The organism is Ottowia sp. VDI28, from assembly GCF_049532675.1.
Classification (GTDB): Bacteria; Pseudomonadota; Gammaproteobacteria; order Burkholderiales; family Burkholderiaceae_C; genus Ottowia.
In genome coordinates this window covers 6,399,797-6,420,514 of sequence record NZ_CP149820.1, presented here as the reverse complement: position 1 = coordinate 6,420,514, position 20,718 = coordinate 6,399,797, and the positions used below count along the sequence as shown (strand labels likewise).

Annotated in this window: 31 protein-coding genes; 19 read left to right on the top strand and 12 right to left on the bottom strand. The window is 62.2% G+C overall.

Annotated features, from left to right (window positions below; translation table 11 throughout):
• Positions 1 to 12: 12 nt before the first annotated feature.
• The 12 genes from WJU18_RS30510 to WJU18_RS30455 all read right to left on the bottom strand — a co-directional run bounded on the left by WJU18_RS30510 (position 13) and on the right by WJU18_RS30455 (position 11,071).
• Positions 13 to 2,370 carry a hypothetical protein gene (locus tag WJU18_RS30510; RefSeq protein ID WP_423458028.1) on the bottom strand — a complete coding sequence of 786 codons (2,358 nt, stop codon included), beginning with the start codon at positions 2,368 to 2,370 and terminating at the stop codon, positions 13 to 15.
• A 6-nt stretch (positions 2,371 to 2,376) separates the two neighbouring features.
• Positions 2,377 to 2,613, bottom strand: a complete 237-nt coding sequence (locus WJU18_RS30505) for a hypothetical protein (protein ID WP_423458027.1) — start codon at positions 2,611 to 2,613, stop codon at positions 2,377 to 2,379.
• A gap of 483 nt (positions 2,614 to 3,096) precedes the next feature.
• On the bottom strand, positions 3,097 to 4,020 hold the full coding sequence (locus tag WJU18_RS30500; RefSeq protein ID WP_423458026.1) for a hypothetical protein: 924 nt from the start codon (positions 4,018 to 4,020) through the stop codon (positions 3,097 to 3,099).
• Positions 4,017 to 5,561, bottom strand: coding sequence for a hypothetical protein (locus WJU18_RS30495; protein ID WP_423458025.1), 1,545 nt, complete (start codon positions 5,559 to 5,561; stop codon positions 4,017 to 4,019). The genes WJU18_RS30500 and WJU18_RS30495 overlap by 4 nt, the downstream gene beginning before the upstream one ends.
• 2 nt (positions 5,562 to 5,563) lie before the next feature.
• Entirely contained in the window at positions 5,564 to 5,743 is a 180-nt protein-coding gene (locus WJU18_RS30490; protein WP_423458024.1) for a hypothetical protein, read from the bottom strand.
• The gene (terL, locus tag WJU18_RS30485) at positions 5,740 to 7,410 is read right to left on the bottom strand and encodes a phage terminase large subunit (protein ID WP_423458023.1); all 1,671 of its coding nucleotides are present in this window, start codon (positions 7,408 to 7,410) and stop codon (positions 5,740 to 5,742) included. Before terL ends, WJU18_RS30490 begins: the two co-directional genes overlap by 4 nt.
• A gap of 94 nt (positions 7,411 to 7,504) precedes the next feature.
• Positions 7,505 to 8,002 (bottom strand): DUF1804 family protein, encoded by a 498-nt coding sequence (locus WJU18_RS30480; protein WP_423458022.1) that lies wholly within the window; start codon positions 8,000 to 8,002, stop codon positions 7,505 to 7,507.
• A complete protein-coding gene (locus WJU18_RS30475; protein WP_423458021.1) occupies positions 8,002 to 8,298 on the bottom strand; it encodes a hypothetical protein in 297 nt (98 codons plus the stop codon). The genes WJU18_RS30480 and WJU18_RS30475 overlap by 1 nt, the downstream gene beginning before the upstream one ends.
• Complete coding sequence (locus WJU18_RS30470) at positions 8,295 to 8,891, bottom strand: hypothetical protein (protein ID WP_423458020.1); 597 nt, start codon at positions 8,889 to 8,891, stop codon at positions 8,295 to 8,297. The genes WJU18_RS30475 and WJU18_RS30470 overlap by 4 nt, the downstream gene beginning before the upstream one ends.
• 118 nt (positions 8,892 to 9,009) lie before the next feature.
• Positions 9,010 to 9,660, bottom strand: a complete 651-nt coding sequence (locus WJU18_RS30465; RefSeq protein WP_423458019.1) for a lysozyme — start codon at positions 9,658 to 9,660, stop codon at positions 9,010 to 9,012.
• Positions 9,661 to 9,798: 138 nt separating this feature from the next.
• Positions 9,799 to 10,362 (bottom strand): hypothetical protein, encoded by a 564-nt coding sequence (locus WJU18_RS30460; protein WP_423458018.1) that lies wholly within the window; start codon positions 10,360 to 10,362, stop codon positions 9,799 to 9,801.
• Between the two features lie 28 nt (positions 10,363 to 10,390).
• On the bottom strand, positions 10,391 to 11,071 hold the full coding sequence (locus WJU18_RS30455) for a S24 family peptidase (protein WP_423458017.1): 681 nt from the start codon (positions 11,069 to 11,071) through the stop codon (positions 10,391 to 10,393).
• 85 nt (positions 11,072 to 11,156) lie between these two features.
• Here WJU18_RS30455 and WJU18_RS30450 point away from each other — a divergent pair, with 85 nt between their 5' ends.
• The 19 genes from WJU18_RS30450 (at position 11,157) to WJU18_RS30360 (ending at position 20,717) form a co-directional block, all read left to right on the top strand.
• Complete coding sequence (locus tag WJU18_RS30450) at positions 11,157 to 11,390, top strand: helix-turn-helix domain-containing protein (RefSeq protein WP_423458016.1); 234 nt, start codon at positions 11,157 to 11,159, stop codon at positions 11,388 to 11,390.
• A gap of 289 nt (positions 11,391 to 11,679) precedes the next feature.
• Positions 11,680 to 13,863 (top strand): Mu transposase C-terminal domain-containing protein, encoded by a 2,184-nt coding sequence (locus WJU18_RS30445; RefSeq protein ID WP_423458015.1) that lies wholly within the window; start codon positions 11,680 to 11,682, stop codon positions 13,861 to 13,863.
• Between the two features lie 80 nt (positions 13,864 to 13,943).
• A complete protein-coding gene (locus WJU18_RS30440; RefSeq protein WP_423458014.1) occupies positions 13,944 to 14,663 on the top strand; it encodes an AAA family ATPase in 720 nt (239 codons plus the stop codon).
• Positions 14,663 to 15,295, top strand: coding sequence for a hypothetical protein (locus tag WJU18_RS30435; protein WP_423458013.1), 633 nt, complete (start codon positions 14,663 to 14,665; stop codon positions 15,293 to 15,295). Before WJU18_RS30440 ends, WJU18_RS30435 begins: the two co-directional genes overlap by 1 nt.
• Positions 15,292 to 15,723 carry a hypothetical protein gene (locus tag WJU18_RS30430; RefSeq protein ID WP_423458012.1) on the top strand — a complete coding sequence of 144 codons (432 nt, stop codon included), beginning with the start codon at positions 15,292 to 15,294 and terminating at the stop codon, positions 15,721 to 15,723. Before WJU18_RS30435 ends, WJU18_RS30430 begins: the two co-directional genes overlap by 4 nt.
• Positions 15,716 to 15,913 carry a hypothetical protein gene (locus WJU18_RS30425; RefSeq protein WP_423458011.1) on the top strand — a complete coding sequence of 66 codons (198 nt, stop codon included), beginning with the start codon at positions 15,716 to 15,718 and terminating at the stop codon, positions 15,911 to 15,913. Before WJU18_RS30430 ends, WJU18_RS30425 begins: the two co-directional genes overlap by 8 nt.
• The gene (locus tag WJU18_RS30420; protein WP_423458010.1) at positions 15,913 to 16,134 is read left to right on the top strand and encodes a hypothetical protein; all 222 of its coding nucleotides are present in this window, start codon (positions 15,913 to 15,915) and stop codon (positions 16,132 to 16,134) included. Before WJU18_RS30425 ends, WJU18_RS30420 begins: the two co-directional genes overlap by 1 nt.
• On the top strand, positions 16,127 to 16,537 hold the full coding sequence (locus WJU18_RS30415; protein WP_423458009.1) for a hypothetical protein: 411 nt from the start codon (positions 16,127 to 16,129) through the stop codon (positions 16,535 to 16,537). The genes WJU18_RS30420 and WJU18_RS30415 overlap by 8 nt, the downstream gene beginning before the upstream one ends.
• A gap of 15 nt (positions 16,538 to 16,552) precedes the next feature.
• Positions 16,553 to 17,170 carry a DUF3164 family protein gene (locus WJU18_RS30410; protein WP_423458008.1) on the top strand — a complete coding sequence of 206 codons (618 nt, stop codon included), beginning with the start codon at positions 16,553 to 16,555 and terminating at the stop codon, positions 17,168 to 17,170.
• Positions 17,167 to 17,478: a hypothetical protein gene (locus WJU18_RS30405; protein ID WP_423458007.1), complete on the top strand. Its 312-nt coding sequence runs from the start codon at positions 17,167 to 17,169 to the stop codon at positions 17,476 to 17,478. Before WJU18_RS30410 ends, WJU18_RS30405 begins: the two co-directional genes overlap by 4 nt.
• Positions 17,475 to 17,648 carry a hypothetical protein gene (locus WJU18_RS30400; protein ID WP_423458006.1) on the top strand — a complete coding sequence of 58 codons (174 nt, stop codon included), beginning with the start codon at positions 17,475 to 17,477 and terminating at the stop codon, positions 17,646 to 17,648. The genes WJU18_RS30405 and WJU18_RS30400 overlap by 4 nt, the downstream gene beginning before the upstream one ends.
• 10 nt (positions 17,649 to 17,658) lie before the next feature.
• Positions 17,659 to 18,288, top strand: coding sequence for a hypothetical protein (locus WJU18_RS30395; protein WP_423458005.1), 630 nt, complete (start codon positions 17,659 to 17,661; stop codon positions 18,286 to 18,288).
• Positions 18,285 to 18,635: a hypothetical protein gene (locus tag WJU18_RS30390; protein ID WP_423458004.1), complete on the top strand. Its 351-nt coding sequence runs from the start codon at positions 18,285 to 18,287 to the stop codon at positions 18,633 to 18,635. Before WJU18_RS30395 ends, WJU18_RS30390 begins: the two co-directional genes overlap by 4 nt.
• Positions 18,632 to 19,333, top strand: coding sequence for a DUF2786 domain-containing protein (locus tag WJU18_RS30385; protein WP_423458003.1), 702 nt, complete (start codon positions 18,632 to 18,634; stop codon positions 19,331 to 19,333). Before WJU18_RS30390 ends, WJU18_RS30385 begins: the two co-directional genes overlap by 4 nt.
• On the top strand, positions 19,330 to 19,530 hold the full coding sequence (locus WJU18_RS30380) for a hypothetical protein (RefSeq protein WP_423458002.1): 201 nt from the start codon (positions 19,330 to 19,332) through the stop codon (positions 19,528 to 19,530). The genes WJU18_RS30385 and WJU18_RS30380 overlap by 4 nt, the downstream gene beginning before the upstream one ends.
• Positions 19,527 to 19,805 (top strand): hypothetical protein, encoded by a 279-nt coding sequence (locus WJU18_RS30375; protein WP_423458001.1) that lies wholly within the window; start codon positions 19,527 to 19,529, stop codon positions 19,803 to 19,805. Before WJU18_RS30380 ends, WJU18_RS30375 begins: the two co-directional genes overlap by 4 nt.
• On the top strand, positions 19,802 to 19,954 hold the full coding sequence (locus WJU18_RS30370) for a hypothetical protein (protein WP_423458000.1): 153 nt from the start codon (positions 19,802 to 19,804) through the stop codon (positions 19,952 to 19,954). The genes WJU18_RS30375 and WJU18_RS30370 overlap by 4 nt, the downstream gene beginning before the upstream one ends.
• Positions 19,954 to 20,241 carry a hypothetical protein gene (locus tag WJU18_RS30365; RefSeq protein ID WP_423457999.1) on the top strand — a complete coding sequence of 96 codons (288 nt, stop codon included), beginning with the start codon at positions 19,954 to 19,956 and terminating at the stop codon, positions 20,239 to 20,241. The genes WJU18_RS30370 and WJU18_RS30365 overlap by 1 nt, the downstream gene beginning before the upstream one ends.
• A 5-nt stretch (positions 20,242 to 20,246) precedes the next feature.
• Positions 20,247 to 20,717: a regulatory protein GemA gene (locus tag WJU18_RS30360; protein WP_423457998.1), complete on the top strand. Its 471-nt coding sequence runs from the start codon at positions 20,247 to 20,249 to the stop codon at positions 20,715 to 20,717.
• Position 20,718: the final 1 nt, after the last annotated feature.

The window sequence follows — 20,718 nt, the reverse complement described above, 5'->3', positions numbered from 1 at the left end:
CCCTTCAGGTGTTCAAGCCACCACTGCCTTGGTGAAGGCGCGGTAGTCGGTGACGGCGCCGCCGTAGATGTGGCGGATCTTGTAGGTGAGCTTGTCGGCCGAGAACATGGAGCCCACGTTGGGCGCGTCCTGAACGAACAGCTCGGGCTCCTGCTGGCCGTTCAAGAAGCCCATCTCGATGCCCGGAATGTCAGCCGGATCGGCGGCAGTGCACCAATCGTTGGCATCCGTCCAGTACCAGACCGGGATGATGTTCATCGTCAGTGACTGGATGAACGTCTTCTCATTGTTGGTGGACAGCTTGAACAGATCGACGGCGGTTTCCTGCAGCTCGACCGGCACGATCAGGCGAGTCGGCGTGATGCCGATGCGATCGTTGCTGGAAAGCTCGGTCTGCTTGAGCATCGCCAGACGGTGAATCGCCAGCTCGGCCTTGGACAGCGCCGCAGTGAACAGGTTAGCGTGGTCCGCATGGAACAATGCCTTCGTGTCGTAGATCGCGGCGTTGCTGCGCAGGAAATCGAACACGAACTTGGCAAGCGTCCGCTTGGCGGCGCGCGAGAGCTTGGTAGGGATGCGCCGGATCGCACCCACATCATCGTTGGTGATCATCTCCAGCGTCACGTCCTCCGTGCCACCGCGCTTGCCCGGCTGGTAGGTGGCCTCCTCATCGCCTGGGCTGGTCAGGGGCTGGTAGTCAGCGGACTCGGCGACCACGGGCAGATCGCCGTAACCGCCCCAGCGCGTGCGGTGCTGCACCCGGAAGTCCGACACGGGCACCACATTGGCAATCTGCCGCCAGCCGTCGAAATCCACCGCAGCGCGGTACTCGGCCACCATGCGACGCGTGATGCTGTCGCCCAGAACTTCACCCAGCGTAGAACTGCCAAGAGACTCGACCAGGCGAGACTGATCGCACTCGCGCATCCGGCCCGTGATCAAGCGATCGCCCGTCATCTCGATGTAGCACTCCTTGAATGACTGCACGCGGCCGTGATCCTTGTGGTCCGGGTCCCAGAAGGCATCGAGCATGTCTTTCATCGTCAGGCTGCGGTCGCCCACTTCGATGGAGCCATTGCCGAACATCGGCACGCGCACCGAGCCGCTCTCAGTCACGCGAGCCACGTAGTCGCCTTCGCCCTTGATGAGGTCGACCACGGCGGCTTCGGTGAGGCGATCCGCGCCAGCCGTGGCGACCTGTGCCAGAAGGCGATCCTTGGAGGCCTGCGGTAACTTGGCCGTACTGATGCGCTCGCGGGCGGCACCACGCAGCTCGAACACCTGCAGGTCGGCGCGCGTGATCGGCGTGTTGTCGCCTTGCGCCTCGGTCACACGCTGGGTGCCAGGCTCGGGCACCAGGGGGCCACAGACGGCTTCGTGCAGGTTGACCACCTCATCATCGGTGATCGTGTCCACGTTGATCGTGGCGTGTTTCGCCGGGTCTTTGGCCTTGATGGCTTCGAGAAGGCGTTGTTTCCAGAGAGGCATATTGCTTCCTTCGTTGGTAGTGGGATCGGCGGCGGCTTCGGTCAGACGATCCAGGCCGCCACCAGCGCCCGGCTCGACAATCAGGTCAACGGAGACCACCTTGGTGAACTTGACGGCCTCGGTGAGGCGTTCCTTGCCCACCTGGCGCGGCCGGGTGCGGGCGAAGGCGTCAATGGACAGGCCCAGCAATCCCTGCATGCCGCGCTTGACTGCTTCAACCATCTTGGTCACGGCCTTGTCGGCCGGATCGATCGCCTTGAAGGTGCCCACCAGAGCGCCGGTGTCGGTAGACTTGCCCTCCACGAAGCGGACCCCATAGATGCCACCGATCAGGTTCCGTACGTCCTTGCCTTTGCCAGAGGTGTGGTCGGCATCGGACTTGGCGAAAACGCGAACGCCTTCGAACTGGGGCGCAGCTTCGCGTAACGTGGCATCAGGGTAGTAGTTGCGGTTGCCGCTTCGACCAGCCTTGACGATGGTGACTTCGATGGAGCCGTCCGCTGCTTCGCGGAAGCTCACCACTGAGCCATCAGTGGCTTCGCGCACAGCGGCAACCGATGGGGCCGGTGCAGGTGTAGGAGCGGGAGCCGGAGCGGCGCCCACAGGCGCGAAGTCCGCAACGACCTCCGAGGCATCACCCAAAGTGACGGTGTTGTCGTCGGCGATGGTGTAGACGTAGCTGTAAAGACGCCCCTTGAACGCCACCACCACGCGCTCGGGCCAGATGCCGCGTACGTCCACGTAGTAGTCACCGTTGGCCGCCAGGCGCAGCTTGTCGCGCACGGCCTGGCGCACCAGGTCAATGAGCTGGCCGTACTCGGTCGTCACAGCCTCAGTGAGGCGCGCGAAGCCGAGGCCTGCAGGAATGAGCTTGATCTTCACGGCCGATTACTCGCCGGTGAGCTTCTGGCCGTCGCGGGTCACTACGACGACGTGGGTGCCGTAGTCACGGGAGGAGAGCACCTCGCTGGCCTTGACCTCCACTTCCTTGGTTCGCGTGGTCTTACCCTCCTTGCCGTCCACCACTTCGGTGACAGTGCGGCGCACGCGCTTGGCGGCCTCTGCAGCGGTGAGCTGCTTGTCGGTGTTGTCGCCCTCGGGCGGCTTCTTGTTCGGGTCGGTCATCGATCACTCCATGCAGATGGGCCGCGCGGTGCGGCGGTTGCGGGTGGAGTGACTGTGCCGGTGGGGGCACAAAAAACTAAGGCCGACATGCGTCGGCCCGGATGGAGAGGGGAGTGCCTTCAGACTACCACGACACAATTTGAGGTAGCAAATTCACGAGGATTGCGAGACACTCCCATCTCGCCAGGAAGAGCACCATGGAACACGAGGAATTTGCACAGAAGTATGCCGCGTTTCAACGTTGGCTGAACTCACCGCAGGCGCGTCTGAGCACCACGCAGAAAACCTCCGACGAGATATTAGAGGAGGGTTTGTGGATGGCCTTCCAGGCCGGGTACCTCCAGGGAGAGATAGACAGTCTCACCGCGCCCCAGCCCCCGCAACCCGTTTAAACCCCCTTTAAATCGCCCGCAGCGCCCTTTTTGGAGCATCCTGCGGGGGTTGCCGCTTCGAAGGCGTTTAAACGCCCGTAGCCCGCCACCCTCATTCCTGCCTCCTGCCCGCCTTTTTGGCCGCCTGGTCAAGCGCCGCTTTCCGGCCATCGAGAGCCAGCTCGCGCTCCGAGAAGGGCTTGGCTTTCGGCGTTTGGACCTTCCAACCCTTGAGCCACGGAAGTGAGATACACCCGCAGCGGATCACCTGCTCGACAGGGGCTGAAGGATCATGCGGGCACTGCATCATGTTGAAGCCGCCTCCGGGGTTGGGCACCTTGAAAGTCGCATCGGCGTCAACTACCTGGCCGTCCATGAGGTCATGGAACCACCGGCTGTGAATCTTGCCGCTACGGCGCCATTGCTTGCCCAGGCCAGGTACCAGGGGCTTGGCCTGGATCACGCGCGCATTGCCGGCCACAGCAAAAGCCCTGCTGACCTCGGTGTGGACGATCATTGAGGCGCGGGCTGGGGAGTCGCTGCCAAGCACCCCTTGCACGGCCTTGATGGCTTCGAATGGCGTGACGCCGCCGATCGTGACTAGCCCGAGCTGCTGCCCGATCTTGGTGCCGGCCTCGGCCGTGACGGCCTTCATGCGATCGATGCCGAAGCTTTGCATGGCCGACAGCACGCGGGTATCGAGAGCGCCGAGGCGCAGCTCCACATTCATGCCTGCAGCGCCCAGCGGCTTGTCTACGAAGTCCTCGCCTTGCTGCCAACTGTCCTTGAGCGCCAGGCTGACGGCCGCGCCGGCCTGGTTGCCGGTGGCCGTGAGAATGGTTTCGAGCTGGTCGCGTAGCCGATTGAGGTGCCACTGCTGCCAGTCAGCAGGCTGGGCCGCGAGCTGCTGCGTGATCTGCGTGTACGCATCGCGCAGCATGGCGATGACGCGCTGATCCGCCCCCAGCAGCAGCCTGGCCCGATCGGCCAGGTGCTCCTTTAAAGCGGCCTCAAAGCGCTTTTGTTCCGGGGTCACTGGGCGCCTGCAGAGGGATCACCAGGGGTTGGAACATTCTTGCCAGATCCTGCACCGGTGGATGTTCCAGCCTGGCCGGCCTCCAGGGCAGCGCGCAGATCTGCGGACAGGTTGAAGCTGTCCTCGGCCTGGCGCCTGGCCTTGCGGTCAGCCGCTTCCTTGCGTGCGGCTTCCAGCTCGGCCTTGGCATCGAAGTCCTGGCCGAAGCGTTGGGCTACGTCGGCCACGATCTTGAGGGCGGTTTCCTCGGTAAGCAGCCCGGCATCGATCATCTGGATCACGGCTGCGACCACAGTCTGCATCGCCGACGCGAACTTGGTCAAATCGCGATTGAGCAGCTCAGGAAAAACGGCCGTGACCTGCCACTTTTCGTCTGCCCAGTCTGGCGCAATGCTACGCGTGTCAGCGGCGGACCAGAGCACATAGCGGCCGATTTCTTCCAGCATCCGCTTCAGAAAGCCCTGCCGCATGCTGTACATCTTGAAAGTGGGCTCACCCATTTCTGACGCTGCAGCCCGGTTCACATCGCCGCCACCGCCGAACCAATGCTCGGGCACCGTGGCGCCGCCCAGGACATGGTTGCGGATCAGGCGGGCGCTCTGGGTTGTATCGGCCGCTTGCAACTCGGGCGACGTTGCCTTCAGCTCGACCTGGTCATTGTGGACGAACGAACTGTTAGGGGCGGGCGGGACGAACTTCTTCTCGAACTTCGCCACTGCTGCATCGTCCGCACCCTTGAGTGTTACGTCCCACACGAAGCGGCGCAGGTAGTCAATGCGGTCCAGCTCTGAGAACAGGAAACCGTCATAGGCATCCAGCCAATCCATCTGCCCCAGCAGGTCCGAACGGCCACGGCTGCCGTTCGGGAACTTGTTGACCTGGAACAGCAGCAATTCACCATCCGTGAAGTCCTGCTCGCGGATACGCACCGTGTTCGAGTTGAAAAGATCCGAATCCTTGCCCAACACCACTACGCGGTACTTGTACTGGCGGCCTCGGTTGTCCCGCTTGGTCACCACGCCGATCGGCTGCTCTGGATTGCTGGGATCGTTGACCACAGTGGCGATCTGGCGCGGGTCAAGATAGCCAAGGCGCACGAAGCCATCGCCCTCGCGCACATTGGCGATGAAGCACTGCTCACCAAGCAGGCCCAGGGCGCGCACGCGACCTTCGAGCTTCATGGGCCAATTGTTGATGGGGTCGCTCCAGAATGCGTTAAGGAGCTTCTGGTGTTCCTCATCGGAACATTGCAGCGTGACACCTTCGGCCAGCAGGTACGCCAGAGGCAGCTCCACCAGGCGGTTGGCAAGCAGGTTGCTCTGCCACAGATACTCTGCGAGCTTCTGCATGCGGTCCTGGGCCATGGGCGCCAGGTCGCGGTCATTCATGCCAGCCAGGCCGTCACCCGAGAGACGGCGCCAGCCTGCATCGTCATCATTGCCTTGGGCAACCGCGGCTTCGCGTACGGGGCGCTCAGTCACTGCAGCAGGCGTTTCCTCACCCCAGCCCAAGGCAGATTTAAAGCGGTCGATGAAACCCATGGTCACTCCTCGGCGGCGAGTTCGGACGCCACTAGGACAATGGCCATCTTGCCAAGATCATTGTGCAGTGCCACTACTTCACGCAGTTTCACTGCAGCCAGCTCCACGCCTTTGCGATCGGCATCGGGCAAGGCGTAGATGGCGCCACGGACCAAGAGGAGGTTTTGTTGTGCTTCATTCATGAGGGTCTCCGGAACATGCGCGCCGCCTGGCGTGCATAGCGCTCTCGCGCCGTTTGGGGTTGCTGGGTATTGCCGCCCTGTGCCATAGATGCCACACCGCCCGTCACAGCGAGCATCCACAGCATCTGCACCATGTCAGGACCGTCATCGTGGTCAGCCTTGGGGAAGTGGCGGAACATATCGATCAGCGTGGTCTGGCTGCTATGCAGGCGAAGCAGGCCGTTGTGCATGTGCGGCTGGAGGCTTTCGATGCGCAGCAGCTTGTCGCTGATCGGGATCAAGGCGCGCGCAGGAACAGGAACACCAAGCAGGGCGCTGCGCTTGACCAGCTCGGTGCGCAGAAACTCTTGGAACTGCACGCTCTCGAAACCCCACACGACGCAGCAGTACTCCCGCTGCATCTCGATGACATCGCTGATGATCCGGTCGGGTACGCGCTTCTTGATGACAGCCTCGACCACATCCAGAATGCCGGTCTCTCGGTTGTAGCCGCCCACACCGATGGCGCTGGGATCGCGGCTGTTCCCGGCCTTACCTAAGCTGGGATCGCAGGCGCCGTAGAAGATCCACTCGGCCAGGCGGTTCACCCAGAACCGAATGCTGTTGGCAAAGGGGGCGTCTTCGCCCGCTACCGGGTCGTTCTGCTGTTCGCTGTCGAATGCCGCATGGCCTTCACGCGCACGGCGGAGCATGAGCTTGACCAGGGGGCGCAACGCAGGCCAGCTCACCGTTGCGCCTTTGTCCATCTCGGCCTGGTGCTCGCGGTACAGGGCCATGGCAGCGGCCTCGCCGAGCTGCGGGGTTTCAGCGTTGAGTAGCAGGCCTTCGAACTGCTCCCACAGATCCATGCGATCAGGCCAACTGATGATGGCCTTGAAAACCTTCCGATTCCAGAGCGGGTTTTTCAAGAACCGCGCCAGCACACTGTCATAGTGGAGCACGGTGCCAACCAGGATCGCATCCATGCTGTCATCCGGCGGGCCGAGTGACAGAACCGACTTCGTGACGAACGCCTGCAACTTGTCGCGTTGCGCGGGCGTGTTGACGTTCTCGTCATTCTCGATGTCGTCGCAGATCGCCAGATCCGGCCGGTGGGCACCATGGCGCCGGCCGCGAATCTTCTTGCTGCTGCCGAAGGCTTCCACCTTGCGGCCGTTGGCCGTGACGATCACGCCCGCACGCCATACCTTGCCCTGGCCGGCCGCTTCCGGGAAGTCGCTCGCGATACGCGGGTTGGCTTCCAGCTCGGCCTTGATGGCTTCGAGCATCTCAGCGGCTTGCTCGAAGGCGTCCATCACGATGATGGCGTACCACTTCGCCCCAGTGACGATGCACCAGGCGACGAACGACATGCTGATCTTCGTGGACTTCGCTTCGCCCCGAGGTGCTGCGATGGCATCACGCTGGCCGGCCGGACTGTTGATGATCTCGGGCAGGCGCTTGTACAGATACTTGTGCAGCTCGCTCGGCTCGGCCCGGCCGTAGTGGGGGAAGTAGTTACGGTCCCAATACTCGAAGCCATTCACCGGATCGCAGACCTTGCGGCGGCGCTCGGCAATGGCCTCGCCGCTCACGTCCCAACCATCCATGTTGGCGTCGATCTGGCGGCGCAGATCGTCGGCCAACGCGGTCAGGCCGGCAAGGAAGTCCTTTGTGCTCTTTGCCATCTCAGCTCACTGGCCGACAGCGCCCAGGACGATGCCGAGCGCTGCATAGAGACACGCCCAACCGAAAACCATGAGCAGAAACCACTTGAACATGTCACCTCACTTTCGCCAGCTCTTCGCCAAACGGCTCCAGCATCTCGGCCATGGCCTGCAAGTGCTGGGGAAACTTCGCCTTGGCAAACGCGACGAAGCGCTGCAGCACGTCGATCTGCACGGCCTGGCGATCAAGGTCAGGGGCCAGGCGTTTAAACGACGCCATCGTCTTGTTGAAGCTGTCGCTCATGCTGGCGAGCGTTTCGGCACGCTCACGCGGCCCCATGTCCTCGGCTTCGCGCAGCAGATCCATGGTGGCCTGGTGCTGCACCAGGTAGTCTTCGAGCAGCTTCTTTGAGAGCGAGGCAAAGTTGTCATCGCCCAGCGCCACGGCCGCACGCACGGTGTCCCAGTCGTCACCCTTGTCAGCGGCCTCTTGCTTCCAGCGATTGGCCGTGCTTCGTGGCACGCCGAGCTTCTTGCAAGCGGTCTCCATCGGCAGGCGCTGGTGGACATACAGGCCTCGGAGCTGGATGCGCTTTTCTCCCGGGTGTGCCATCAGTTCCCCAGGCCAGGGCCACCGCCACCACGAATGAACTGCCTGATGCCCTCGACCACCAGGGCGGTGCCAATGGCGACGGCGCCGCCCGAGACAGCACCGGCCACGGCGGCCTTCTTCTCGACTTCTCGCAGGCGCTCATCCAGGCCGTTGTAGTGCTCCTCCATGCGCTGCTCCATGCGATCCATACGGCGGTTTTGCTGGTCCTGGCCGTCTTTCAGGGACTGAACCATTCCGTGGATTTGCCCAAGCAGCAGCAGCTCCTGGCGGCGATCGTTGTTAGTTTGTTCGCTCATGGTGATTGGCGCTTCTTCAATAAATCAATCAGGGCGCGGTAACGCTGCCGATCTTCCAGGCAGGTTTTGGCGTTGGCGCGGTGGTTGGCCCAGGCGTCATCGAGCGTGAGGCCGGAGTCTTCGGAACAAGCGGAATCGGCTCCCTCGGCGGCACCAGCAAGGCCGCAGGCACTGGCAGGGGCGTCGGCGCCCGTGAGGGCACCGTTCCACATGCGGACAGCAGCCAAAGTGAGGCGATCAGGGTCGCGATCAACGCCCACCTCAGGTGGTACCGCTCCCTGGCTCGCGCACTGGTTCGGCCCAGGCGCCACAGGATCAGGGCGGCGAACAACAAGAGGATGACGCGAGCGAAGCTCTCGGTACTTGGCATCAAGGTCTGCATAGCGGGCTTCCTGGTCCAGGTGTTCATTGAGGTATTGGGCGGCGGCCTGGTCGGCTCGCTCGTTGGCCTTGGCGAGTTCTTCGTCGGCCTTTCGGTCGGCCTTTGCCTGGCGTGCGGCCCATGCGTTGTCGGTGGCCGTGTGGCCCCACCAGTAGCCGCCAGAAATGAGGCCGATAGCCAAAACCAGAGCGGCGAGCGCGCGTGTAGCCATGATCAGCACAACCCATGTGGGTGCCCGCCGCAGAACGTGGTGACAAAGAGCACGGCCGTCGCGACGATGACCACGATCAGAACTAGGGCAGCGATGCCCAGGACTTTAAAAAAGCGCTTCATTTCTGGCCCTCCGCCTTCCATGTGCCGGTTGCAAAGTCGTAGCGGGCGCGGAGTTCAACCACGCCCTTCAAGCAGTAGCTGCGCTCTTTCAAACGCCGGTTGTAGAGGCCCTGGACGAATCGGTACTCCCAGGCACCCTGGGCATCGCGGCGCCCAGTCTTGACATAACTCCATGCGGGCTTTCCGTCAGGACCATGAGCCAGGGCATTGCAGGCTTCCTCGTAGCGCTTGGCGTTGAGCAGCCCCATCGCGCGGCTCACGCAGGTGGAGACTTCCCCGTTGTTGTGGCCGTGGCTGGAAAAGCTGTCGAGGATGGGCTGCGTTACCGGAACGTGGATGCAGTCAAGCACCCGGGCCTGGCCCTTGGCGAGCACCTGGCTGCCGACGGCCACGCATTGCTCATCGGACCAGTAGTCACCGAGCACGACAGGAACAGGGCTACTGAACTTGGTGAGGCCCACGCACGCCGTGGGGAGGTTGCCCGCCAACCTGTCGGAATAGACCACGTTTTTAAACTGGGGCGCGCCGCTCGGCTTGGGCGGGCCGTCTTCGGCGCCCGAGATGAAGGTGACATAGCCCGCCCCGCCCAGTACCAGTGGGATGCCGAATCGGACTACTGCTTTGCCGAGGGAGGATGCGCTTGCCATGCCACGACTGTCATCGCGGCAGGCAGAAAAACTAAGGCCGACATATGTCGGCCCATGAGAGTCAGCGGGGCGCCGATTACGTTAACACATCATCAGAGATCCAGGCAAGATCGACACGTGTCGGCCTCATGTAGCGCGCTACTTGGCGGCCTGAGCGGATGTGCATTTCGCACCTTCCACCTCTCGCTCGAAGCGAGGAATCAGCTTTGGCCGCTCGACCGTTGTGTATGCGACGGCGGTCAATTCCTCTTTTCCGGCGAATTGCAGAATGGCATCGTTTGACTTTGAGATCAATGTGTTGATCGCTTCCTTAGCCTGTGTCAAGCAGCTAGGAACAGTCAGGCTCTCGGCCTCACGCTTGATCGCTTGCAAAGTCGCAATGGGCGTAGCCAGCGCAATGCGAGAAGTCGTGAATGCCAACCGCTCGGCGTCGGCCCAGCGGCGGTACAGCGTCAATAGCGCTGCGGCCTCGGCAGGCCCCTTGAGAGCTGTATTCGGCTCCACCGCAATTCTGGTTCCTCTGCCACTTTCCATGACGTTCGTGCCACTACGCACTTTGATCTGCTCGGATGTCTTGGCGCTGTTGTCACAAGGGGCGTCCTGGAGCGCCACCCGACCGTCCGCTTTCGTGCATTTGTAGATAGCCCAGGCCGGTGACGCAACAACCAATGCAGCGACAACGATCAATGCCTTGATACGCATAACTCCCTCCCTTAAAACCTTATTGAATTTAAAGCTCACCGCCGTGCCAAATCACCCTTCCAACAATCCTTAGCCGATTGACGGCCTCGCCTTCAAGCACCTGCAAAGGGTAGTCCGGGTTGTAGCTAATGACACGCACGCCACCCGTTGTGAAATCTCGCTGCAACAGCTTCACGTAGTCCTCTCCGTCTAGCTCGATGACGTGAATCCCGTCTTGGGTGAGCGTATTGATGGAGGTGTTGATTAGCAGAATATCGCCGTCGTTGATCCGGTCAGCCATGGATCGACCTCGGACACGCACGATTTTTGCATTGCGCTTGTTGAGCCCCTTGGATTGAAGCCACGAAGTACGGAAGGCGAACTTTCCAATGACTTTATGCGCCCCGTTGACAGCACCGTGTCCAGCACTGATGCGCGCGCCAAGCATGTCGATCTGGGTGAACTCGTCGTCTTCAGCCGCAGGCGATTCGCTTGGCTGACTTTTCGGTGCATCGGGGCTATTGAAGTGCTCCACCTGCCTGCCTGACTTCTGGGCTGCGCGCAGAAGTTGCTTCACCGGCACTTCGCCGCGTTTGCGCCAGGTCCGAACCGTTTCAGGTTGAACCTCCATAACGGCCATCCAGTTCGGGCCGAGAGCCTCGGCGATGCGGCGAATTACCTCATCTACTGTCAAAGGCTCATAGGAGGAAGTATCTAAATTTTTTTCCATAGTGCTATTGACTTCGGTTCAAATTGAACCAAGAATACGGTTCAAGCTGAAACGTTTCTTTTTGAACCAGTAGCGTAGCACCGAAATGCACCCCGAACAAATCAAAGCAGAGATACGCATGCGCGGCACCACCCCCGCCGCCATCGCTGACTCTCTGCACCTGTCCCGGCAAACAGTGAGTAATGTGATTCACAGCCGGGTTACTTCGCGCAAGGTCGCTAACGCGATTTCCGCAATCATCGGCAAGCCGGTGGGCCGAATCTGGCCGGGTCACTATGAACCAGCGAAGGCGAATGGCCTGAAGCGGAGGGGCAAGTGAAACCCCGGTTAAAGGTCTCAACAAACGGCACCGTGCGTGTCGTGAAAGCTGGTCTTAACCCCTGGGGCGAGGCGAGCGCACGGAAGTTCATTCAAGAGCACTACGGCTCACTCTCGACGTTCGCATCGCGCTTCCATTTTCCCTATAGCGCTGTATGCACTGCGCTGCGTAGCAACTATCGCCCCGCCAGGATGGCTGGGCAGGTGGCGGTCATCCGTCAAACCCTTGGTCTGCCCTCGAATCCCAGCCCTCAAGCACTGGCGGTAACCAAACGCAAAGGAGGTCGCTCATGACCTGGCTGACCGCACGCGAATTGGCGGGTCTTCCTGGATTGCCAGGGAGCGAACGCCGCACCCGCGAAAAACTCGATCGACTTGGCATCCCTTCGCGGGCAAGGTCCAAGTTCGGTGGTGGGCTGGAATACGACACCTCGGCGCTGCCCACAGAGGCCCGCGCAGTCGTGACGGCGCGCGCCGTTGCTCAGGCAACCACCACAGCGCTTGCCCAGGTCGACGCCGCACCGGTCGAGTCGTTCGCTCCTCCTGAGAAGCCGCTACCGGCCCCGCTGGCCCCCACGCCCGATCCCAAGCGCCGCCCGCCGAGCCTGACCGACAAGGCGACCGCCGATGCGCGCCTCGTGCTGGTCAACATGGTGCTGGACCTGGAGCCCCTTCACGGCATCAAGCGGGCCTGCGCTACAGTGGCCCTGCAACTTGCCAGCGGTCAGGCATCCGCCGCCCTGCAGGCGACCGCACGCGCCGCCAATCAGCGTGCCCGCGCCGACCAGGTCAGCAGCCGTACCCTGGAGCGATATCTCGGCATCTTCCGAGCCGAGGGCTGGTCGGGCCTGCTGCCCGCGCCCGCACCCGAACCCACATTAATTAATGTGGACCAGGACGTGGCCGCAGTGCTCGGTCTGTATCACTCCCGTGATGCGCGCTTCCGCAAGCTCTCGGGCGCGGCCAAGGAAGTCACGCGCCAGCTCGGCCGGGACTACGACACATGGAAGCCGCTCTACGCCCGCGCACGCCGCGCCCTGGACAAGCTCGGCAAGGATCATGAGGCCAACATAGCCCTCATCAAGGCACGCCACGCGCCGGGTCCGCAGCGTGATGCCAAGCTGCCATTCCAATGGCGCCATACCGACGACATGGCGGGCAACGATCTCTGGTTGATCGACGGCCACACCTTTAAAGCCAAGGTACGCCATCCTGACCACGGCGCACCCTTCGCGCCCGAAGTCACCGTGTGCGTCGACGCCGCCACCCGCTTTGTCACGGGCTGGTCGGTGAACCTCTCCGAGAACGTGCGCGCGGTGGGCGATGCGCTCCGCCACGGTACGGGCCAATGGGGACCGCCCGCCATCCTTTACGGCGACAACGGCGCGGGCGAGACCGCCAAGCAGATCGATTGCCCAATTGACGGTCTCTGCGCCCGCCTGGGCATCGATCACCGCACCGGCATTCCTGGCAAGCCTCAAGGCCACGGCGGCATCGAACGCCTGTGGCAGACGCTCGCCATCAACTGCGCCCGCGAGTTCGGCAGCTATCAGGGCAAAGACGTGGACGGCGGCACTTTTCGCAAGGTAGCGGCCGAGCTTGCCAAGGAGCAGCGGGCAGTGCGACGCGCCATGCAAACGGGAGAAGTAGTTGCACTCTCGCCCAAGGTGCCGAGCTGGGAGCAATTCATCCAGGCAATGGCCGATGCCGTACATGAGTACAACCATCTGCACCGCCACAGCGAACTGCCCAAGCGGCCGGATCGCAAACGGATGACGCCTGCCGAGGCATGGGCGCTGAAATACAGGCGCGACGAGCAGGAGCTGCTGACCCAGGCCGAGCTGCGCGAGATGTTCATGCCAGCCGTACTGCGCACGGCGCAGCGCGGCATGGTGACCTTCTTCAATCAAAGCTACGCCGCGCCCGAGCTGATGCGCCGCGATGTCGATGGGCGCCAGGTCAGTGTGCGTTACGACATCCACGATCCGAGCGTCGTGCGCGTCTACACGCTCGAAGGCCAGTTCGTCTGCGATGCGAGCTTCGACGCAAGCCGCCGCGCCTTCTTCCCGACTCCGGTGATCGAGATGGCGAAGGAAAAGCGTGCCCGCGCCGCCATCAAGCGCCGCGAGCAGCAGATCGAGCTGGCGCTGCGCGAGCTGAACCCCACCCTGCAGGAGAACGTTCTGACCTTGCCAGAACCCACCGCCCCTGTGGTCCTGGTCCCGGCCGTCGATGTCTCCCCCAGGGCTGCAGAGGCGATACCCGCCGCCTCGGCCAGGCCGTTCTTCGACACCACGAGCGACCGCTACGAGTGGCTCATGGGCCACCGTGACGGATGGGATGCGAGCGATGAGGACTGGCTGCGCCAGTACGTGGCGAGTGATGCCTATGAGGGCTTGGCCGACTACTACGCCGCGCGCGGCCTGGCCTGGGATGACGCGGGCGAACAGCCCGGTTTTAAGAGTGCCCTGTGATGGTTGCAGCCATCACAGAGCGTGCCTGAGTTGATTGAAGCGACCCAAACGAAGGGGAATGTAAGGTGAAAAAAGGTTTTGTGCAAACAGCAAATTTTCGGCTGCTGAAGGATGCCGAGAAGATCGTGGAACGCCGTGGCGCCCGCGAAGCCGGCCTGGTGCTGATCCAGGGCAAATACGGCATCGGCAAATCGGAGCTGACCGAGCGCTGGGCCAGCGAGAACGGCCACGTGTTCATCCGCGCCAAAAAGGTGTGGACCCAACGTTCCATGCTGGAGGATATAGCCACGGGCTTGGGGCTGGCTGTGCGCGGCTCTGCCAAAGATGTGGAGAACCGCATCACGGGGCACCTGGCGCAAACGATGCAGGCCCTGATCGTTGATGAGGCCGACTACCTCGCCGACATGAGGCAGGCGTCGAAGCTGGAGACCATCCGCGACATCTCCGATGTGACCGGAACGATGGTGTTCCTTGTGGGCATGGAGAACTTTCCGACCATCGTCCAGCGATACGACCACATTGCCAGCCGCGTGGCGCGCATCGTGCAGCTTCACCCGCTCAACCTGGTAGATGTTCAGGCCACATGCAAGGCAAAGGCCGAAGTGGCGCTGACGCCCGCCCTGGTGGAACAGATCGCCCGCGACAGCAGAGGCCGGATGCGCCAAGTGCTCAACGCCATCGCCAATATCGAAGTGTGGGCCGAAGCCAATAGCTGGAAAGAGGTCGATATCGCCCATGTGAAGGGCAAGCCGCTGTGCGTGGACTTCACCGGGCACATGGTTTCGGGGCGAGGTGTGTGATGGCCATTCTTCAGTGGTTCGTTGTCCCCGCGCTCGCTGCACTGGCGCGCAACGTCAAAAGCACCGAGCGCGCCATCACCGCAGTCGAGTTGAGTGCCTGGGCATCTGATGCTGAAACGGATTTCCCGACGGGCATTGCCGAGCTGGCTCTGGGCACCTTGCTCGGGCGCGGGTACGTACGCACCGGCACACATCGCCGCGCCAGGAACAAGAACACTACCAATCCTTGGTATGTGACGCCTCAAGGCCTGCATGCAGCCCAGGCTGCACTGCGAGCCATGCCCAAAGCGCCCGCGCCTGATATGCATCTCCTCGAAACGCGGCTGTGGAACCTGCTGCGCATTCGCAAGCGGCTCACGTCGATCGAGGCCGCGCAAACGCTCATTGACGCCGGGGAGAACTTCGACACGCAGGTCAAGCGCATCGGCACCCTGTTGGCGGCGTGGGCGAAGTATGCGCCCAAGGCAGTGGCAGTGGCAGCCAAGCGTGAGCTGGGGCGCATTCGCTATGTGCTGGTCGCCGATCTTGGCCGGTGGCCACCGCCCTCGCGCAAGGGGCAAGTGCACCCGAGCGAGTTTGCCTCCGCACATTCGGTGCCAGCGAAGTTTCGCAGGGAGGGCGCCGAGCAATGACGCCGCAGTACATGAGCGAGGCGTGGTTTGCCTTGCTGCGTTCGCGTGTGGATGCCGAAGGCGCCACGCAGTCCGCGATCGCCAAGACCCTGGGCATCAGCGGTGGCGCGCTCAGTCAGGTGCTGCACGGCACCGGGGCCTATGGCACGGGTGCGGCCAGCACCGAGCGCATCGCCGATCGGGTCATTCACACCTTCGGCCGCTACCCGTGCCCGCATCTGTCGGCTGAGGCCGGCGAGGAGCAAGTCATCACGGCCGACCAGTGCCGCTCCCACGCACACCGCGCGGTGCCCAGCACGCCGCGTGACGTGAAGCACTGGCAGGCCTGCAGATCCTGTCAGCACCTGGCGTCCAGCGCGCCGCCTTTGCCGCGCGCCGCGCAGCGCAGGGTCATTCCCATTCAAACAGAGGAGACGAAGCATGTTTAAAGCCCTTACGCGCGTGCGGCAGCAATGGCTGGCGTACCGCATCCGCCAGGTGCGCAAATGCATCCTGCGCGAGCACGCCCTGCATCAGATGCAAATGGCTCAACTGCGCGCCGAACTGGACGCCCTGGAGCTGCGCCTGGCTCCGACGCCCCTGAACCCGCCCTTGAGCGCAGTCCGGAGGGCCATGTGATGGGCAACGTCATCCAGCTCCGCGCCGACCTGGTCATGGCCGAGGCCGACTACCGCCGCCCGCCGCTTGCCTGGATCACGCTCCGCGCGCGCCGCATCGAGCGAGCCTTCAAGGTTGCCCGCCGCATGGCTGTGGTCGAGGCCGTTGAGGACTACTTCACCTTCACCGGTATGCACCGCGACCGCATTCTCAAGCTCATCCAGGGAGGCCAACATGTCTGAGGGCATCAATCGCGAGTGTTCCATGCTGTGGCTGACCATCGCCAAGCAGGGCGGCTGGTGGGGCGTTCTGCGCCTTACACGCGAATGGGCGCCCACCTTCTCTCTGAATGAAGTGGAGCGGCACCTGGTCACTCTCTACAAGGGCAATTTCCTGGAAGCCCAGCATCACCAAAAGGTCGGCACGGTGTACAGCTTCACCGCCCAGTGCATTGCGCTGATGCCCTTGAAGGGCGCAGTTCACGCACCTGCGCCACTCGATCCACCCGAACCAGGCCGCCCGAGCAATTGCTACGGCTCACTCCAGCCCGCGCTACGTCCAGGCGCACTGGACCACATGAACCACCCCAGCCTCCTGCTCGGCAAGCGCACGCACCGCGCCGGGGGCGCATCCATTCTTCGTTAACAGAAAGAACCTCATATGAACAAGAAATCCATTCCAGCCGGCTATTGGGAAGATGCCAACGGCAATCTCATCCCCGAGTCAAAAGTCAAGGATATCGACAAGCTGCGCACTGAAACCGTGGGCGATCTGTGCGCGCAAGCCAAGTCCATTCAAGAGTCCATCCGCACCTTTAAGGCTCTCGCGATGGGTGAGGTGGCCGCGTTCGTCTCGACCAGCATGGAACAGTACGGCGTGAAGGCTGGCGGCGAAAAGGGCAATGTCACCCTGGTGAGCTTCGATGGCCGCTTCAAGGTCGTTCGCCAAATGCAGGACAAGCTCGTTTTCGGCGAGCAGCTCATGGCTGCAAAAGAGTTGATCGACGAGTGCGTGCACACCTGGGCCGAAGGCGCGAACGACAACATCAAGGCCTTGGTGAATCATGCGTTCCAGACTGACAAGGAAGGCAAGATCAACACGAGCCGCGTTCTGGGCCTGCGGCGCCTGGAAATCCGCGATGCGAAGTGGCAGCAAGCCATGCAGGCTATCGCCGACTCCATGCAGACGGCCAGCACGAAGCCCTATGTGCGCTTCTATGAGCGCAACGATGCCTCGGGCGAATATGACCCGATCAACCTGGATGTGGCGGCTGTATGAAGGCGAATCGACCGACTTTCAATCAGGTCGCGGATGAACTTGCGCGCCTGAAGGCCGTGCTGCCTCGTGTGCCGAAGTTCTCTGGGTTCGGTGACAACAACCATGCCGCCATCGAAGCACAGATCAAGGTGCTGGAGGACCATATGTCCCGCGACGACGTTCATGACTGCTTCGGGGAAGACGCCGTGCTCTTCGACTTCAGTCAGAACACGCTGGACTGCGCGCTCACGGCCCTCGATTGGATGACTGGCGATCAGGCCGCTGACGAAGGGCTGATCTCCGCAGGCTGGGAGGCGATCGCCAAATGACCGGCACATCTCCCCGAATCGTGTGCGTGGCCTGCTCTGTGCGTGAAGTCGGCGCCTATGAGCTGCTTTGCGCTGACTGCATCCAAGTGGCCGAGCAGATCGGCCTCATAGACCCCACGCCAACCACCACACCCGATCAGCTCACGCAGATCGGTCCCACCGACATTTAAAGGAGCCTTCATGCAGCTCATTGAAATCATCTCCGCGTTTCTCGGCATGGCCGGGGCTTTGCTGCTTGCTACCCGCAGCCGCTTCGCTGGCTGGGCCTTCGTGGCCTGGCTCATCAGTAACGTTGGCTGGATCACCTTCGGCGCAGGCAATCGCCATTGGTTCTTCATCCTGCAGCAGTCCGTTTTCACGGTCACTTCCATGATCGGCATTTGGCAGTGGTTGATCAAGCCACAGGTGAAGCACCGAGCCAATGCCGTCGCGGCACCTGTTGTGCAGAAGCCCATGGATGCCGAGCTGGCAAACATGATCCTGCGCGCGATCTCGTTCCCTGGTTACTCCTTCTACCTGGTGGGCAACTTCCGGGGAACCACATACCTGCAGGCTTCATTCCGAGCACCTTGCAACGTATCCGGCGGTAAGCCAGTGCGACGGACCACACGCAAGTGGCAGCTCTCGGCGCATATGACGCATTCCGAGCTGGTACAGACCGCGCTCAAGTGTGTGTTGACCTCGCTGGAGCACGAAGCACGCGAGCAGTTCCACTATCGCAATGAATCCATCTTCGGCCCGCACTTCAACGTGGATGCCCTAGTCGATCTCTGCCAGCAAGGCGACAAGGCATTGGAGGTGCGGGCATGAAAAGGATCATCGTCGCGCTGCTGCTTGCAGCCCTTTCCGGCGTAGCAACCGCGAACTGCGCTGTGTCACCCAGCACCGCCAGGGAATTGGGCCAATCGGCTTCGCAGCTCGCCCGCTTCTACTTCGCGTATGGGTACGCTCGCGGCCAGGAAGACGTGCTCTCCGGTGCGACCACCATGGGTGATCCCAGGAAGTACAAGCTGCCGCCCATCACTGACGCGCTGGAAAGCGAATGGTGGCGTGCAGCCAAAGGCGCCCGGAATGCGCGAGACGTGCACGCGCAGCACCTTCGTGAACTGATGCAGGCTTGTGCGCGGCAAGCTCCGGAGAAGGGAGCTACGCCATGACCCGCGACGAAGCCCTCAAGAAGATTAAAAAGTGCTTGGCACTCGGCCGCAGCGCGAACGAGAACGAAGCGGGCATCGCGCTACGCCAGGCCCAGGCGCTCATGGAGCAGTTTGGCCTGCGTGAGCAGGATGTCTCGCTCGCTGATGTCCGCGAGGTGAAGGTAAAGGCCTGCAGTACTGCAGCCAATGCCTGGGAGCTACGCCTCGTGCACCTGGTCGCCGATGCCTTCGGCTGCGAAACGTTCGCCCAATTGAAGGGGCGGTACAACGATGCAGGCAACTACGTGCGCTCTCGCCACTGGGTATTTGTGGGCATTGACGCTGCGCCGATTGTGGCCGGTTATGCCTGCGAGGTGCTTCTGCGCCAGTGCGCTCGCGGACGTCTGGCGCACATCGCGAAGCAGCCGCGTAACTGCAAGCCCGCGACCAAGACCATGCGGGGTGATGCATTCGCCATAGGCTGGGTGATGGGCGTGTCTGAGAAGGTCGAGGCTTTCGCTAATCCGGAGAAAGACCAGGCGCTGTTGCTGGCGTATATCGAGCGTGAGTACGGTGAGCTGCAGTCTGGAAAAACGCGAAACACCATGACAGGCCGCAAGGTCGACATGGGCCACATCGGAGCCGGGTATCGCGCAGGCCAGCAGGCCGACCTCCATCGTGGCGTCGGTGGCATGCCGGAGAGGGGACTGCTGACATGAGCGCGCCGACAAAGAAACAACTGGCCTCGCGCCATGTTCGCCGCCTGCGCACCATGCGCAAGCAACTGACGGACATGTCTTGCGAGTGGGAAGACTTGGATCAGTTCTGCGCTAACGAACTGGATCGCCTCGCACGTGCTGTCGAGGACGTTGCTGTGAGCTTGCTGGACGAAGATTCTGGGGAGAGTTCGATATGAGCCGCGCCCCAGCCAAACCGGCCGCACAGATGGCTTACATCACCATCGGCTACAGCCACTTCCTCATGGATGCTAGCAAGGCCATGAAGGTCGCCGAGCTGATGCAGCATGCAGTCAACACTGAGTGGAATTACCGCCCATCAGCAGACCAAGATCACTACACCGTGGGCGAGCCGGTCAATGTGGAGTTTCGCCTGGTGCGCGCCAACCAGATCCGCATGCCGAGCGGAGAGCCTGGGCCGATGCCAATCTCTAAACCGAGGTTGCTGCGATGAAAGGCGTCCTTCATGCCATTGGCGCCCTGATGCTCATCCTTTGGCTGCTCAGTCAGGTTGGTGCCATCGACTTTTACCTGTGCGTAGGCGCTCGGGGTAGCTGCATTGCTGCCCCGGTCAGCGTGCGTACCGCCCAGAAGGTGACCTGATGCCGTTCTACCGACTAAAGACCGGCATCGTCCACATGAAGGGCTCCCGCCTGCCATCACCGTGCGCTGCCCGCGTGCTGATCGATGGAAAGCAGCAGGTATGCCTGGCGCCCAGTGGCTACTTGTGCGATGGCCCACCGCAGCGCCAAGGCGCGAGCACTTGTGACCAGCCCATGTGCGAGGCCCACGCCCGCCAGATTGGCCCCAACAGGCATCTGTGCCCCGCATGCTACCTCAACCACCGCGAAGCCGATCCGCAGCGCGGCCTATTCACTTCCATCGTTTAAACGCCATGCCTACCACCAGGCGCTTCACGGCGCACACGAATCATGCCAATGCGTTCGCTCAACGAAAGCGCGAGCTGGGCCATATCCACCAGGGCAAGGCCGCGTTGCGCTGGAGCGATGACGACTATCGCTTCCACTTGCTCAATCTCACCGGCAAGGCCAGCGCGGCCGAATTGAATGGGACGGGCCGCGCCAAGGTGCTCGCCCATATGGCAACGCTGGGCTACAAGCCCAAGGCCGGTACATTCAAGCCGTTTGACCAGGCCGCGAAGATCCAATGGCTGTGGGGCCAGATCGGCAAGGCCGGTGGCCTGGTGGATGCGAGTCCCGCAGCGCTGCTGCTTTTCGCTGGCCGCGTGGCGGGAACAGGTGTCTCCGATGTGAAGTTCCTGCCCACGCTCGAAGCATCCAAGGTCATCGAAGCCCTCAAGGCCATGCTTGACCGCGCCAAGCGGGCGCAGGGAGCGAAGCGATGAG